We start from the raw sequence: 15,007 nt of genomic DNA on the forward strand, positions 1-15,007 counted from the left end.
GGCGGCGGCCCGGTCGGTCCGCGCGGGCCCCGGAGGGACCGCGCGGACCCGTGCTCACACCCGGGTCAGTCGCGCGTCCGGGTCGGAGTCCTGCCGCACCTGGTTCGGGTCGCCCAGCTCCTTGTGCAGCTTCTCGCCCTCCACGTCCACGTTCGGCAGGATCTTGTCCAACCAGCCGGGCAGCCACCAGGCGCTCTTGCCGAGCAGCCCGAGCACCGCCGGGACGATGGTCATGCGGACGATGAAGGCGTCGAACAGCACCGCGATCGCGAGGCCGAAGCCGATCATCTTGACCATCTGGTCGTGCGAGCCGATGAAGCCCGCGAAGACGCTGATCATGATGACGGCCGCCGCCGACACCACGCGGGCGCCGTGCGTGAAGCCGGTCACCACGGCCTGCTCGGGGCTCTCGCCGTGGACGTACGCCTCGCGCATACGGGTCACGAGGAACACCTCGTAGTCCATCGCGAGACCGAAGACCACACCGATCATGAAGATCGGCATCATGCTCATCACCGGGCCGGTCTGCTCGACACCGAACAGGCCCGACAGCCAGCCCCACTGGAAGACCGCGACCACGGCGCCGAGCGCCGCGACGACGGAGAGCAGGAAGCCGAGCGCCGCCTTGAGCGGAACCAGGATGGAGCGGAAGACGATCATCAGCAGCAGGAAGGCCAGGCCCACCACGAGCGCGAGGTAGGGCACCAGCGCGTCGTTCAGCTTCGCCGACACGTCGATGTTCATCGCCGTGGTGCCGGTGACCAGGACCCTGGCCCCGGTCTCACCCTGCCAGCCGTCCGCCCTGTCGCGGATGTTGGCGACCAGGTCCTCGGTCTCCAGGCTGCTCGGCTTGGAGTCCGGGACGACGGTGACCGTCGCGGTGTCGCCGGCCTTGTTGAACGCCGGGTCGGTGACGCTGGCGACGTCGTCCAGCTTCTTGATGCTGGCGGCGACGGTCTTGGCGGCCGCCGTCGCGTCCTTGGCCTTGGCCCCGTCCACGACCACCATGAGCGGGCCGTTGAAGCCGGCGCCGAAGCCCTCGGACACCAGGTCGTACGCCTTGCGCTGGGTGGTGCTCGTCGGCTGCGCGCCGTCGTCCGGCAGGCCGAGTTCCAGCTTGCCGACCGGGGCCGCCGCCGCGCCGAGCGCGACCACGCCGAAGAGCAGCACGGCCACCGGGCGGCGGAGCACGAAGCGTGCCCAGCGGGTGCCCATCTTGGGCTTGTCGGAGATCGGCGGGACGCCGTTCTCGCTCTTCTTGCGGGCCTTGCGGCCGTAGATCCGCTTTCCGGCGAAGCCGAGCAGCGCCGGGATCATGCTGATGGCGATGAGGACGGCGATGGCCACGGTGCCGGCCGCCGCGAAGCCCATCTTGCTGAGCACCGGGATGTTGACGACCGCGAGGCCGACCAGCGCGATGATGACGGTCAGACCGGCGAAGACCACCGCGGAGCCCGCGGTGCCGACGGCGCGCCCGGCCGCTTCCTCGCGCTCCCTGCCCTCGGCCAGTTCGGCCCGGTACCGGGAGACGATGAACAGCGCGTAGTCGATGCCGACCGCGAGGCCGATCATCATGGCCAGTGTGGAGGTGGTGTTGCCCAGGTTGAGCACGTTGGCCAGGGCGGTGATGGAGGCGATGCCGATGCCGACGCCGATCAGGGCGGTCAGCAGCGGGAGCCCCGCGGCCACCAGCGAGCCGAACGTGATGATGAGGACCACCGCGGAGACGGCGATACCGATGATCTCGGTCGCGCCCTGCTCGGGCATGGCCTCCAGCGCGTCGCCGCCGATCTCGACGGTCGGGTTCTTGCCGCCCTTGTCGTCGTACTCGACCACCGCTTCCTTCAGGCCGTCCTTGGTCGCGTCCTCAAGTTCCATCGAGGTGACCTTGTAGGTGGCCGTGGTGAAGGCGGTGGTGCCGTCCTTGCTGACGGTGCCCTCCGCGAACGGGTCGCCGATGCGGCTCAGTTCGTCGGAGCTCTTCTTGACGTCCGCGATGACCTTGAGAACTTCCTTCTTGTTCTCCGGGTCGGTGATCTTCTCGTTGCTGGGCGCGTGGAAGACGATGCGGGCGCTGGCGCCGTCGGCGTTGGCCTCGGGCGAGCGCTTCTCCATCAGGTCGAAGGCTTCTTGCGCCTCCGTGCCGGGAACGGAGAAGCTCTCGTTGGTCGGCTTGGAGGCAGTGGCGGCGCCGGTGATGGCGATCGCCAAGAGCGCTACCCAGAACAAGGCGACGAGCCGGCGTCGCCTGAAGGCGAATCGGCCGAGCTTGTATAGGAAGGTGGCCACGAGAAGGGGTGCTCCCGTCGAGATAGTGGAGTGGCAGGGACGTGCAGGACCAGCCCAGCGACGAGAGCGGCGCGCTGGGATGGGGACGTTCGGGTGAAACCGAATCTAGGTGACGGCCAGGCTTGCGGTGACGTCAGGGTCGGCGCCGAGAGCGGGGAGGATCACGGCGTCGATGTACTCGTAGAGAAAGGCGTCGTCCGCGTGCGCGGCGTCGATCAGCGGACGGGCCACGAAGGCCCCGGTCATCATGTGCGGCACGAAGTGCATGGCGGGCGTTCCCGCGGCGATCTCCCCCCGGGCGACGGCACGGGTCAGCAGCTTTTCGAGAGCGGTGAGTTCGGGGGCGATGAGCAGCTCCCGAAGCGCCTGCTCCAGGTCTTTGTTGTCGTGCGCCGCGTGGGCGAGCCCGCGCAGCAGATCCGCGTCACGCTCCGCGTTGTGCTCTCCGCAACGCACCATCTCGCGCAGATCGCCCCGGAGCGAACCGGTGTCGATCTTTTCGAGCGCGACCGGCTTGAGCGACCGCAGCGCGGTCGCCACCAGCTCCGGCTTGCCTCTCCACTGGCGGTAGAGCGTGGCCTTGCTGGCTCGCGTGCGAGCGGCGACGGCGTCCATCGTGAGCGCCTCATAACCCACCTCGCGGAGCAGGTCGATGACGGCGGCGTACAGCTCACCCTCCCGCTCGGGGGTCAGCCTGCTACGCCGCGACGTGGTCTTGGGTACTGCGACCTGCATGGGTCCACCCCCATTCCGAACGAAACGGTTTCGTACTCGCTCAGCATACGTCGCGCGTCAACGAAACGATGACGTTTCGCTCGTGTTCTGCGTCACAGCGCAACCATGCGCGGGTAAAACACCTCGCACGCAGGAAGTGCGCCCGACCGAGTTGCCGCGCGACCCCGGGACCGAAAGCATGGACGGGTGACCGCCAGCGACGACGCCTATGTCCGCTTTCCGCATCTGCACGGGGACTTGCTCTGTTTCGCGGCCGAGGACGACCTGTGGGTCGCGCCCCTGACCGCACCTGACAGGACGCCGGAACGGGCCTGGCGGTTGACCGTCGATCGCACCCGGGTGGGCCATCCGCGCTTCTCGCCCGACGGCACGTGGATCGCGTACACCAGTTGGCGCAGTCTGGACCCGGAGATCTACCTGACCCCGGTCGAGGGCGGCCCGGCCCGGCGGCTCACCTACTGGGGCAGCACCGACACACGGGTGTGCGGCTGGACGCCGCCGGACCGGGACCAGCGCTCGGACATCCTGGCCGTCTCCTCGCACGGCCAGCCGTTCTCGTACTACTCCTGGGCCTACAGCCTGCCCACCGACGGCAGCCCGGGCGGGCGGCTGCCGTGGGGCCCGGTCTCCCACATCGCCGTCGCCGACCTGGACGCGGCCGACCTCGCCGGGGTCGAGCTGGGCGGCGAGGAACTGGCCGGCGAGGGCCCGGACAACCGGTGCACGCTGCTGCTGACCGGCAAGCCGCCACACGAGCCGGCCTCCTGGAAGCGGTACCGGGGCGGGGCGATGGGCCGGCTGTGGCTGCACGGCACCCGGCTGGTGCCGGACGTGGTCGGACACCTGGACAGCCCCATGTTCGTCGCCGGGCGGATCGCCTTCCTCTCCGACCACGAGGGCGTCGGCAACCTCTACTCCTGCCTGCCCGACGGCTCCGACCTGCGGCGCCACACCGACCACGCGGACTTCTACGCCCGGCACGCCGCCACCGACGGCTCCCGCGTGGTCTACCAGTGCGCCGGCGACCTGTGGCTGGCGGACGACCTGAGCCCGACGGGCGTGCCGCGCCGGGTGCCGGTGCGGCTCGGCGGGCCGCGCGCCGGGCGGCGCACGTACCAGGTGCCGGCCGCCGCCCACCTGCGCTCGCTGGCCGTGGACGAGACCGGCCGGGCCAGCGCGGTGGGCGTGCGCGGCAGCCTGTACTGGCTCACCCACCGCGACGGGCCGGCGCGCGCCATCGCCGACACGCCGGGGGTGCGGGTGCGGCTGCCGGAGATGCTCGGGCCGACCGGGCGGGTGGCGTACGTGACCGACGTGGAGGGAGCCGACGCGATCGAGATCGCGCAGCTCCCACGAGCCGCCGGCCCCTCCAGGACGCGCCGGCTGGCGGCCGGGCAGCTCGGGCGGGTGCACGAGATGGTCGCCTCGCCCGACGGCGAGTGGCTGGCCGTCGCCACCCACGACGGGCGGCTGCTGCTGGTGGACGCGGCGCCCCGCCCGGAGGACGAGGAGCGGGCCATGACGGAGCCGCTGCCGGGCGTGGGACCCGAGGCCGACTACGCGGCCCCGGACGCCCCGGAGGCGCCGGAGGTCAGCGAGCTGACCCGGTCCGCCAACGGGCCGGTGCGGGACCTGGCCTTCTCCCCCGACTCGGCGTGGCTGGCCTGGTCGCACCCGCACATCGGGCGCTCGCTACGGAAGATCAAGATCGCCCGGCTGCGGCCCACCGGCTCCCTCGGGCGGGCCATCGTGGACGTCACCGACGGGCGGTTCGAGGACGAGCAGCCCGTGTTCACGCGCGACGGGCGGTACCTGGCCTTCCTCTCCTGGCGCGGCTTCGACCCGGTCTACGACGTGCACACCGGCGACCTGTCCTTCCCGCTGGGCTGCCGCCCGTACCTGGTGCCGCTGTCCTCGGCGACGCCGTCGCCGTTCGCGCTCTCGCCCGAGGGCCGCCCGGCCGCCGGCGGGCTCGATGCCGCGGTGACCGCCGGCGACCTGGACAGCAAGGTGCTGGTGGAGGTGGAGGGGCTGGCCAGTCGGGTGACCGTGTTCCCGGTCGCCGCGTCCAAGTACTCCGCGCTGCGACCGGTCAGCGGCGGCGGCCTGGTGTGGCTGCGCTGGCCGATCTCCGGCGCGCTCGGCGAGACGTTCGCCAACCCGGCCGACACCTCCGGCCGGCCCACGCTGGAACACTTCGACCTGGCCAAGGCGCGGCGCAGTGAACTCACCAGCTCGGTCGACTGGTTCGCGGTCAGCGGCGACGGCTCGCGGCTGGTCGTCAACGACGACGGCGACCTGCGGGTGGTGCCCGCGAGCGACCTCGCGGACGCGGACACCACCGTCCACATGGACCTGCGGCGCATCCTGCACGACGTCGACCCGCCGGCCGAGTGGCGGCAGGCGTACGCGGAGGCGGGCCGGTTGATCCGCGCCTACTTCTGGGAGCCGGGGCTCGGCGGCGTGGACTGGGACGCGATCCTGGACCAGTACCGGCCGCTGCTCGAACGCGTCGCCTCGCCCGACGAGTTCGCCGACCTGCTGCGCGAGGTGCTCGGCGAACTCGGCACCTCGCACGCGTACGTCTCGCCCTCGCGCCGCAACGAGGGGCCGCCGCACTACCAGCGGGCCATCGGCCTGCTCGGCGCCGACTTCACGCACGCCAAGGACGGCTCCTGGGTCGTCTCGCGCATCCTGCCGGGCGACTCGTCCGACTCCAAGGCCCGCTCCCCGCTGGCCGGTTCGGGCATCCGCGAGGGCGCCACGCTCACCCACGTGGACGGGCGGCCGGTGGACCCGGTGGCCGGGCCCGCGCCGCTGCTCGCGGCGGCCGGCGGGACCACGGTGGAGCTGACGTTCACCCCCGCCGAGGGCACCGGGCCACCGCGCCGGGTCGCGATCGTGCCGCTGGTCGACGAACGGCCGCTGCGCTACCAGCACTGGGTGGCCAAGCGGCGCGAGGTGGTACGCGAGCTGAGCGGCGGCACGTGCGGCTACCTGCACATCCCCGACATGGGCGGCTCGGGCTGGGCGCAGTTCAACCGGGACGTGCGGATGGAGATGTCCCGGCCCGCGCTGATCGTGGACGTACGCGGCAACGCGGGCGGCAACATCAGCGAACTGGTGGTGGAGAAGCTGACCCGCACCATCCTCGGCTGGGACCTCACCCGTAACGCCCAGCCGGTGAGCTACGCGAGCGACGCGCCGCGCGGGCCGGTGGTGGCCGTGGCCGACGAGATGACCTCGTCCGACGGCGACATGATCACCGCCGCGTTCCGGCTGCTGGGCCTGGGCCCCGTGGTGGGGTTGCGCACCTGGGGCGGGGTCGTCGGGATGACGGGCCGGCACCGGCTGGTGGACGGCACGACGATCACCGTGCCGATGAACGCGGCCTGGTTCGACGCGTACGGCTGGGGCGTGGAGAACCACGGCGTGGAGCCGGACATCGAGGCGTTGCGCTCGCCGCTGCACTGGGCCGAGGGCAAGCACCCGCAACTGGCCGTCGCCGTGCGCACCGCGCTCGACCTCCTTGAGCGGCACCCCGCCGCGGAGCCGCCCGACTACTCCGGCGTCCCGGACCGCAGCCGCCCGCCGCTGCCGCCGCGCGCCTGACCCGGGCCCCGGCGTACGCGGGGGCTCAGGCCCCGGGTCACGGGCCGCGCGGGCACCAGCGGGGCGGTCACGGCTGGGCGGCCATGGGCCGGGCAGTCACGGGCCGGGCAGCCGCGGGCCAGGCGGCTATGGGCTGGGGCGAAATGGCCCGACATGCGAAGTGTGCGGGGCCGTGTCAGGCTGGTCGGGGCCCATCCCCGATCACCCTGAGGAGGGACGACCATGGGCGTTTCGGACCAGTTCAAGGACAAGGCCGAACAGATGAAGCAGCAGGCCAAGGAGAAGGCCGGCAAGGGCAAGGGCGACAAGGGCTCCCAGGGCGGCGCCAAGGAGCGCGGCCAGCAGAAGGGCGCCGAGGCCAAGGAGCGTGCCCAGGACAAGCTGGGCGACGCCAAGGACCGCTTCACGTGACACCGCTCCCCCGCCACCCGCGCGGGGTGCGACGGAGGGACGCGCCACGGGGGCGCGTCCCTTCGCGTGTGCGCCGGGGTCGGGTCAGTCCCGTCGGCTGCTCCTGGCCGCCTCGTCCGCGCCGCCGCCGGCGCCGACCAGGCCGCGGCGGGTACCGCTGGCGGCCTCCAGGCGGGGCGCGAAGCGGCGCATCTCGCGCTGGCCGACGGTGCCGATGAGGGCGGGCAGGTAGCCGCGGAAGGACTGCATGCCACGCAGCCACCACTGCCCGTACACGTGCGCCGACCGGCGCTCGATGCCGGCCACGAGCCGGTCGACGGCCGGGCCCAGCGGGTAGGTGCGGTTGCTCGGCCAGGGCAGCGTGGCCCGCAGGTCGCGCAGCACCTCGTCCTCGTCGGCGCCGCGCACCATGTCGGTGTCGGTCCAGCTCAGGTAGCCGACGCCGACCCGCACGCCCCGGTAGCCGACCTCGGCGCGCAGGCTGTGCGCGAACGCCTCGACGCCGGACTTCGACGCGCAGTACGCGGTCATCAGCGGCGCCGGCGTGATCGCGGCCAGCGAGGCTATCTGGAGCAGGTAGCCGCGGCTCTCCAGCAGCACCGGCAGGAAGGCGCGGGCGGTGGTGGCGCTGCCGATGAGGTTGACCTCGATGACGCGGTTCCAGGCGCGCTCGTCGGAGTCGACGAACGGGCCACCGGTGGCGACACCCGCGTTGGCCACGACGATGTCCACCTTGCCGAACCGCTCCTTCACCTCCCGGGCGACCTGGGCCATCGCCGCGTGGTCGGTGACGTCGGCGTGCCAGTGGCCGCCCTCGCCGTGCAGGGTGTCGGCCACCCGCTTGAGCTCGTCCGGCTCAAGGCCGACCAGCGCCACCGTCGCGCCGCGCGCCGAGAGCTTGCGGGCCAGGAGTTCCCCCACCCCGCGCGCCGCGCCGGTCACCACCGCCACCTGGCCTTCCAGGCTGTTGCGTGCGCTCATGCCGAGGGCTCCTTCGCCGTCGCCGCGTCGGCCACGGCCGACGCCTTCGGGGATGCCTCGGCCGGGGCCGGGGCGGGGTTGGTGTGGTCGTCGGTGAGGTGGTCGGCGACCAGGCCACGGATGGCGTCCGCCACCGTGTCCGGGACCTCCACCGGGGTCATGTGCCCGATGCCGGGCAGCACGGTCAGGCCGAGCGAGTTCGGCAGCGCGGCCACGATCTTGCGGGCGTGCACGGGCGGGGTGAGCCGGTCGGCGGTGCCGACGATGACCGCCGTCGGCGGGGTCAGCTCGCCGACGTCGGCGACCAGGTCCATCCCGCCCATCATGTGGCCCCACTGGGCGCGCACCCGGCGCGGGCAGGCGTGCACGATACGGGCGCAGGCGTCGGTCATCTCGCGCGTCGCGGCGCGCCCCATCGTGACGTACCTGAGCACCCGGCGGGCGACCGGCGTGACCCGGCCGAGCGGCGCCGCCGAACCCAGCACCAGGGTGTGCACCCGCTCCCGGACGCGGCCCCTGGGCGTGGGCACCACCAGCGTCTCGGCCAGCAGCCCGCCGGCGCCGGTGCTGCACATGAGCACGGCGGCGGCCCGCTCGCGCAGCTCGGGGCGGCGCGCCGCCGCCATGATCGTCATGCCGCCCATCGAGTGGCCCACCACGACCGCCTGTTCCTTGGCCCCGTCCGGGCCGGTGGCCAGGGTCTGGTCGAGCACGGCAGCCAGGTCGTCGGCGAGCGTCTCGGTGGTGTAGCAGCCGTACGGGGGCGGGGCGGAGCGGCCGTGCCCGCGCTGGTCGTACGCGATGACCCGGTGGTCGCGCGACAGTTCCCGGATCACCGGTGCCCAGAAGGCGATGGAGCAGGTCCAGCCGTGCGCGAGCACCACGGTCGGGGCGCCGCCCGGGCCGTACTCCTCGACGTGCAGAAAGGCGCCGTCGGCGGACGTGACGGTCAGCTCGCGGACGGGGGTGGGCGGGGCGTACCTGCCCTGGGTGGCGTGGCTCAGCCGGTTCACGCTACGGCCTCCGTGGACGGGCCGTCGGCCCTCGGCCCGCTGGCCGGTGCGGCCGGCGCCGCGGCGCGCTTGGCGGACGTGGCGGACGTGGCCGGGCTGCCCACCGGCGCGTCCCCGGCATGCCCGGCGCCGGCACCCGCCGGCGCGGAGACGCTCGCCCGCCGGGGGGCGCGCAGCACCTCGTACTCGGCGAGGTTGACCTCGCGGGTGGCGCGGCGGAACTCGCTGGTGGTGCCGGGCCAGACGGTGGTGTTGCGGCCGTTCGCGTCCAGGTACCAGCTGTCGCAGCCGCCGACGTTCCACACGGTCCGCTTCATCCGCTCCTGCACCCGGTGCGACCAGGCGTGCACGGCCGACGGGCGGGCGTCGAGCGCGGCCCGGCCGCCCAGCGTGTCGAGCTGGCGCAGGTAGTCGACCAGGTAGTTGAGCTGCGACTCGATCATCAGGATCATCGAGCTGTTCCCGAGGCCCGTGTTGGGGCCGATGATCGTCATGAAGTTGGGGAACCCGGCGGCCGTGCTGCCGCGCAGGCCCTCCATCCCCTCCTTCCACTCCTCGGCCAGCGTGGTGCCGGCGGCGCCCGTGACGCGCCGCGCGATGGGCATGTCCGTGACGTGGAAGCCGGTGCCGAAGACGATCGCGTCGACCTCGGTCTCACTCCCGTCGGCCGCGACCAGCGTGGAGCCGCGCACCTCGCTCAGGCCGGAGGCCACGACGTCCACATGGGGCTTGGCGAGCGCCGGGTAGTAGTTGTTGGACAGCAGGATGCGCTTGCAGCCGATGCGGTAGTCGGGCGTGAGCTTGGCGCGCAGCGCGGGGTCCTTGATGGCCTTGCGCAGGTGCGACTTGGCCAACGCCTCGACCAGGCCGAGCTGGTTGGGACGCTTGGTGAAGGCGCTGACCTGCAACTCGCGGATGCCCCACAGCAGTCCACGGCGCACCGCGCGCGTCGCGGGCACCTTGCTGTGCAGCCACTGCTCGACGCCGGTGATCTTCCGGTCGGCGCGCGGCAGCACCCACGGCGGGGTGCGCTGGAAGAGGGTGAGGCGCTCGACCGTGGGCTCGATGGCGGGCACGATCTGGATGGCGGAGGCGCCCGTACCGATCATGGCCACGCGCTTGCCGCGCAGGTCGTAGTCGTGGTCCCAGCGCGCCGAGTGGAAGACCCGGCCGGGGAAGGAGTCGAGGCCGGGGACGTTGGGGATCTGCGGGTCGGAGAGCGGGCCGGTGGCGGAGACCAGGATGTCGGCGGTGTACGCGCCGCTGGCGGTGTCGATCTTCCAGTACAGCTCGTCGCCGTTCCACCGCGCGCCGCGCACCTCGGAGTTGAACCGCAGGTGCGGGCGGAGCCCGAAGGTGTCGGTGACCCGCTCCAGGTAGGCCCGGATGTGCGGCTGGCCGGAGAAGTTGCGCGGCCACTCGGGGTTGGGCGCGAAGGAGAAGGAGTACAGGTGCGAGGGCACGTCGCAGGCACAGCCGGGGTAGCTGTTGTCGCGCCAGGTGCCGCCGACGGCGTCGGCCCGCTCCAGGATCACGAAGTCGGTGATGCCCTCGCGGCGCAGCCGGACCGCCGCCCCAAGCCCACCGAAGCCGGTGCCGATCACCGCCACCCGCACATGCTCATGCTCGGCCATGCCGCGCCTCCCGAATCGAGGAACCGCGCCAGCAATCACTGGCACGGTTAGGAGAGTAAGGCAGGAACATACCGAGCGGTAGGGGTTGGGCGAGGGGAAGTTACCGGCGGTTGCACCTCGCCGCCGTACGGCACGAAACCGCCGCGCGACCCCCGCGAACCAGGCCGTACCGCACGCCGGACGCCGGCCCCCTCGCCACCGGGCCGAGTCGGCATAGGCTGCTCGGGTGGCGAAGACGACAGAGGCCGAGCAGGGGCGCGAGTACCGCATGGCGGAGTTGGCCGAAGAGGCCGGCATCACCGTGCGCACGCTGCGCTTCTACCGCGAGCGCAAGCTGATCCCGCCGCCCCGCCGCGAGGGCCGCATCGCCTGGTACACCGAACACCACCTGGCCAGGCTGCGCACCATCGCGGCGCTCCTGGAGCGGGGCCACACGCTGGGCGGCATAGCGGAGTTGCTCACCGCCTTCGAGAGCGGGCGCGACGTGGGCGAGGTGCTCGGCCTGGCGGCGGCCATCCCGGTGCCCTGGTCGGAGGAGACCCCGGTCAAGCTCACCCCGCAGGAGTTGGCCGACTACTTCACCGGCGAGGTCACCCCGGAGAACCTGGCCACCTCGCTGGACCTGGGCTACCTGGCCGTGGACGGCGACGACCTCGTCCACGTCAGCCGCCGCCTCCTCGACGCCTCCCACGACCTGGTCCGCAAGGGCGTGCCGCTGGCCGAGGTGCTCGCCGCCGGGCGGGAGCTGCGGCAGCACATGGAGGCCGTCACGGAGAGCTTCACCGAACTCGTGCGCACCCACGTGCTCGCCGACGTCATCGCCCGGGCCGGCGCGGGCGAGGGCCTGACGGCGGACGAGGCGGCGCACGTCACCAGGACGCTGGACAGCCTGCGGCAGAGCGCCAAGAGCATCGTCGACGCCGAACTCTCCCTGGCCATGGACCGCCGCGTCCGGGCCGAGCTGGAGAAGTGGCTGGGCCCCACCGCGTCCGCACCGGGGGCCGCGCGGGCAGCGCGGCCCGCACAGGACCCGGCGCCGGAGGCCGCGCCGCCGCCACCCGCGAACGCGGAGGGCTGAGCCGGGCGGGGCCTTTGGTCGCACCTAGCGGGCCGGACCCCCGGTCGCGGCGTTCGGAGGCCGGAGCCCTGGCCGCACCTCGCGGGCCGGCCCCGGGCCGCAGGCTTCGGGCCGGGGCCCAGCTCGTGGCTCGCGGGCCGCGAGTCCGGCGGCCGGGCCCGGCGTTACGCCGCCGCGTACGTGACGGTCACCGGCGCGTGGTCCGACCAGCGCAGGTCGTAGGAGGCCGCGCGCTCCACGACGGCCGAGGTGGCGCGCTCGGCGAGCCCGGGGGTCGCCACGTGGTAGTCGATGCGCCAGCCGCTGTCGTTGTCGAACGCCTTCCCCCGGTAGCTCCACCAGGTGTACGGGCCCTCGACGTCCGGGTGCAGGCGCCGCACCACGTCCGTGTAGCCGCCCTCGTCGAAGAGCCGGCCGAGCCAGTCGCGCTCCTCGGGCAGGAAGCCGGCGCTCTTGCGGTTGGCCTTCCAGTTCTTGAGGTCGGCCTCGCGGTGCGCGATGTTCCAGTCGCCGCAGACCAGCACCTCGCGCCCGGAGGCGGCGGCCCGCTCGCGCAGCTCCTTGAGGTAGGGCAGGAACTCGCCCATGAAGCGCTCCTTCTCCTCCTGGCGCGGCGTGCCCGCCTCGCCGGAGGGGAGGTAGAGGCTCGCGACGGTCAGCCCCGGCAGGTCCGCCTCCAGGTAGCGCCCGCTGGCGTCGAACTCGGTGGAGCCGAAGCCGACCTGGGTGCGCTCGGGGCGCTGGCGCGTGTAGAGCGAGACGCCGGCGCGGCCCTTGGCCGCCGCCGGGGCGTGCACGACGTGCCAGCCCTCGGGCTCGCGCACCTCGGCCGGCAACTGCTCCGGCTCGGCCCGCACCTCCTGGAGGCAGACCACGTCCGCCTCGGTCGCCGCCAGCCAGGGCGTGAAGCCCTTCTTCGCGGCGGCCCGCAGACCGTTCACGTTCACCGTCGTGACCCTCGTGACCGTCGTCACCGTACGCACCACCCTTGCTCCCCGCCGCTCACCGAACCCCAGGCAGCCTACGCGCCACGCGCCGCACCCCGGAGCGCCGCCGGCCCGCCGGCGGAACGCTCGGTTCCGGGGACGCGGCGGCACGCTCCCGGTGCGCGGCGACCCGGGGCAGGGTGATCCCCTCGGCCGCCGCGGTGACCTCGACGGCCCGGGCGGCCAGCGAGAGGCCGATCTCCTCCAGCGCGTAGACGGACTCGATCAGCAGGGTCTCGGCCGTCGCCGCCATCGCCTCCCCGCAGCGGTTCTGCTCGGCCACGTCCTCCGGGCCGCGCGCCTCGTCCATGCTCTCCAGCCGGGCCCGCAGCTCCTCGTGCCGCCGCTCCAGGTCATGGACGCGGCGCACCGCGCGCAGGATCTCCGCATCGGTCGGCGTAACGATCATGGTGCTCCCTCTCAGCGCGCTGGCCACCTACATCGAGAGGGAGGAGAAATCCGGGCACCACGCCCACATAAGTCCGCAAAAAGTGACCAACGTCTCAGCTCGCCCAGCGCAACCCGGCAGCACCCGGCCCCGGCCACGCCCGGCCGCGCGCCGCGCCCGCGAACGGCCGCCGAGGGGCCCGTAAACCGGTGGCTCCGCATCGACGCGTCCGTACGATTACCAGAATGCAGATCGTGCCCGTGCCGTATGACCACCCCGATGTCGCGCACCTCGACGACCTGGTGCAGCGGGAGTACGTCGAGCGCTACGGCGAGCCCGACGACACCAAGCTCCAGGCCCACGAGTTCGACCCGCCGAGCGGCCTGTACCTGCTCGCCTACGACGCGGACGGCACCCCGATCGCCAGCGGCGGCTGGCGGTCGCAGGACCAGAGCGACGAGGGGTACGCGGACGGCGACGCGGAGCTGAAGCGGATGTACGTGGTGCCCGCGGCGCGCGGCCGGGGGCTGGCCCGCCGGATACTCGCCGCCCTCGAAGCCGACGCCCGCGCGGCCGGCCGCACCCGCATGGTCCTGGAGTCCGGCACCGAACAGCCGGAGGCGCTGACGCTGTACGCCTCGTGCGCGTACGTGCCGCACGAGCCGAAGTTCGGCCTGTACCGCTTCCACGACGAGAGCCGCTGCTTCGTCAAGCCCCTCGGCTAGCGTTCCGGGCACCCGGGCCGCGCCCCGGCCCGGTCGCCCGTCCGGTACGGGCCGCGCGGCCCCCACCCCCGACGAACGGCGCCCCGCCCATGCGACCGCTGCCCACGCCGCACGCCCTGCGCCAACTCCTGGCAGCCGCCGGCCTGTCCGGGCCGGCGGCGGAGCCGCGCCGCATTGACGAGGGTGGCGAGCACGCGTCCTGGTGGGTCGGCGAGGACCACGTGCTGCGGCTGGCCCGCGACCGGGCCGGCGCCGCGCGGCAGCGGCGCGAGAGCGCGCTGCGCGACCTGCTCCGCGCGCGCCTTTCGGTCGCGTTGCCGGCCAGCGTCGGGCGCGGCGAGTGGGCGCCCGGCCTCACCTTCACCCTCGACACCCGGCTGCCCGGAACCAGCGCGGAGGCGCGCCCGCTCTCGCGGGCCGGCGAGGCGGACCTCGCCGCGCTGCTGGCCGGGCTGCGCGCCGTGGACCCGGCCGACGCGGCGGCGCTCGGCCTCCCGTACCAGCCGCCCCGCCCGCTGGCACAGCCATGGCGCGCGGCCGTCGCTGTCGCCGAACGGCTGCTGGACGACGGCGAGTTCACGCCAGACCAGTACGCCGCGCTCGTCACGGAAGCCGCCCCGGCCACGCCCGCCGCTCGCCCGTCGGTTCCACGCCACTCGGCGCCGCCCACATCGGCCGACCGCGACGAGCGCACGCCCGACGTGGCGGACTCGACGACGGCCCCGGAGCCGGTCGCGTGCCTCTGCCACCTCGACATCAAGGGCGAACACCTGCTGGTCAGCGACGACGGGCGGGTCACCGGCGTGCTCGACTGGACCGACGCGGCCATCGGCGACCCGGCGGAGGACATCGCGGGCCTGGCCATCGCCGTGGGCGCGCCGACCGCCGCTCGCGCGGCCGAACGCGCCGGCCACGGCCCGGCGGTGCGCCGGCGCGGCCTGCTGCTCGCGCGGTACGACACGTTGGTCCGGCTCGCCGACCGGCTGTACGGGGACGACGACAGCCCGTTGCCGTTGCTGCGCGCCCAGCGGGACCGGGCCTGGCGCGCGACGCCGTAGCCGCGTGCGGTCATTGCCCCACTCGGCGTATAACGCCTGCTCCGAGGCGTCGCAAGCGAGATCCCAACTGGGTGGCCCCTAAAAGTAATCCGTAGAC

At 73.4% G+C, this 15,007-nt stretch carries 12 protein-coding genes; 5 read left to right on the forward strand and 7 right to left on the reverse strand.

From position 1 onward, the window contains the following. Nucleotides 1-54: 54 nt before the first annotated feature. Together H7H31_RS12200 and H7H31_RS12205 are read right to left on the reverse strand one after the other, a co-directional pair. Nucleotides 55-2,289, reverse strand: coding sequence for an MMPL family transporter (locus H7H31_RS12200; RefSeq protein ID WP_187063966.1), 2,235 nt, complete (start codon nucleotides 2,287-2,289; stop codon nucleotides 55-57). 105 nt (nucleotides 2,290-2,394) lie between these two features. Then, nucleotides 2,395-3,024 (reverse strand): TetR/AcrR family transcriptional regulator, encoded by a 630-nt coding sequence (locus tag H7H31_RS12205; protein ID WP_187063967.1) that lies wholly within the window; start codon nucleotides 3,022-3,024, stop codon nucleotides 2,395-2,397. A 186-nt stretch (nucleotides 3,025-3,210) separates the two neighbouring features. On the opposite strand from H7H31_RS12205, the gene H7H31_RS12210 reads away from it, so the two are divergent. Then, nucleotides 3,211-6,636 (forward strand): S41 family peptidase, encoded by a 3,426-nt coding sequence (locus H7H31_RS12210; RefSeq protein ID WP_187063968.1) that lies wholly within the window; start codon nucleotides 3,211-3,213, stop codon nucleotides 6,634-6,636. 222 nt (nucleotides 6,637-6,858) lie between these two features. Then, nucleotides 6,859-7,047, forward strand: a complete 189-nt coding sequence (locus H7H31_RS12215; protein ID WP_187063969.1) for a hypothetical protein — start codon at nucleotides 6,859-6,861, stop codon at nucleotides 7,045-7,047. An 84-nt stretch (nucleotides 7,048-7,131) separates the two neighbouring features. Here H7H31_RS12215 and H7H31_RS12220 read toward each other — a convergent pair whose 3' ends face one another. From H7H31_RS12220 to H7H31_RS12230, 3 genes are read right to left on the reverse strand one after another with little or no spacing between them, the layout of a single operon-like run. Beyond that, a complete protein-coding gene (locus H7H31_RS12220; protein ID WP_187063970.1) occupies nucleotides 7,132-8,028 on the reverse strand; it encodes an SDR family oxidoreductase in 897 nt (298 codons plus the stop codon). Continuing rightward, nucleotides 8,025-9,041, reverse strand: coding sequence for an alpha/beta fold hydrolase (locus H7H31_RS12225; RefSeq protein WP_187063971.1), 1,017 nt, complete (start codon nucleotides 9,039-9,041; stop codon nucleotides 8,025-8,027). Before H7H31_RS12225 ends, H7H31_RS12220 begins: the two co-directional genes overlap by 4 nt. Next, on the reverse strand, nucleotides 9,038-10,675 hold the full coding sequence (locus H7H31_RS12230) for a flavin-containing monooxygenase (RefSeq protein ID WP_187063972.1): 1,638 nt from the start codon (nucleotides 10,673-10,675) through the stop codon (nucleotides 9,038-9,040). Before H7H31_RS12230 ends, H7H31_RS12225 begins: the two co-directional genes overlap by 4 nt. 268 nt (nucleotides 10,676-10,943) lie before the next feature. Between H7H31_RS12230 and H7H31_RS12235 the strand changes: the two genes are divergently transcribed. Beyond that, a complete protein-coding gene (locus H7H31_RS12235; RefSeq protein WP_187063982.1) occupies nucleotides 10,944-11,753 on the forward strand; it encodes a MerR family transcriptional regulator in 810 nt (269 codons plus the stop codon). A gap of 164 nt (nucleotides 11,754-11,917) precedes the next feature. Here H7H31_RS12235 and H7H31_RS12240 read toward each other — a convergent pair whose 3' ends face one another. Both H7H31_RS12240 and H7H31_RS12245 read right to left on the reverse strand, forming a co-directional pair. Further along, nucleotides 11,918-12,700, reverse strand: a complete 783-nt coding sequence (locus tag H7H31_RS12240; RefSeq protein ID WP_187063973.1) for an exodeoxyribonuclease III — start codon at nucleotides 12,698-12,700, stop codon at nucleotides 11,918-11,920. A gap of 55 nt (nucleotides 12,701-12,755) precedes the next feature. Continuing rightward, on the reverse strand, nucleotides 12,756-13,148 hold the full coding sequence (locus H7H31_RS12245; protein WP_187063974.1) for a hypothetical protein: 393 nt from the start codon (nucleotides 13,146-13,148) through the stop codon (nucleotides 12,756-12,758). A 224-nt stretch (nucleotides 13,149-13,372) separates the two neighbouring features. Between H7H31_RS12245 and H7H31_RS12250 the strand changes: the two genes are divergently transcribed. Then, a complete protein-coding gene (locus H7H31_RS12250; RefSeq protein ID WP_187063975.1) occupies nucleotides 13,373-13,852 on the forward strand; it encodes a GNAT family N-acetyltransferase in 480 nt (159 codons plus the stop codon). An 89-nt stretch (nucleotides 13,853-13,941) separates the two neighbouring features. After that, the gene (locus H7H31_RS12255) at nucleotides 13,942-14,910 is read left to right on the forward strand and encodes an aminoglycoside phosphotransferase family protein (protein WP_187063976.1); all 969 of its coding nucleotides are present in this window, start codon (nucleotides 13,942-13,944) and stop codon (nucleotides 14,908-14,910) included. Nucleotides 14,911-15,007 lie beyond the last annotated feature (97 nt).

The sequence above is a fragment of the Streptomyces buecherae genome (assembly GCF_014295035.1).
GTDB lineage: Bacteria > Actinomycetota > Actinomycetes > Streptomycetales > Streptomycetaceae > Streptomyces > Streptomyces youssoufiensis.